Source organism: Alcanivorax sp. HI0007 (assembly GCF_001635525.1).
Classification (GTDB): Bacteria; Pseudomonadota; Gammaproteobacteria; order Pseudomonadales; family Alcanivoracaceae; genus Alcanivorax.
In genome coordinates, this window is sequence record NZ_LWEJ01000062.1 from 1 (window position 1) to 262 (window position 262).

Genomic DNA, 262 nt, shown 5'->3' on the forward strand with positions numbered 1-262 from the left:
CTTCCTTGAGCTGGTTATCGGTAAAGGTGTCGATTTCAAGGCCGGTATAGACATCACCCTTGAAAGCAAATGCTGCCGGTCGGGCGTTACGGTTGTTGAACGGTCGTTGCCATTGGGCAAACCGTTCCACGTTCAAATGTGCGATTTTGTCACTGACACTCATCAGACTGCTGACATCGGCCGGGGAAAGCTGGCGCGCGCGCTCGATCAGCACTTCGCTGTCGTCCAGCAAACGGGGCTGGGTCGTTTTCAGCGCGGGCAA

1 protein-coding gene is annotated in these 262 nt (G+C 55.7%); it reads right to left on the reverse strand.

Features of this window, described 5'->3' with window-relative positions:
* On the reverse strand, positions 1 to 262 hold a 262-nt coding region (gene yaaA / locus A3714_RS03070; RefSeq protein ID WP_156493821.1), incomplete at both ends, for a peroxide stress protein YaaA.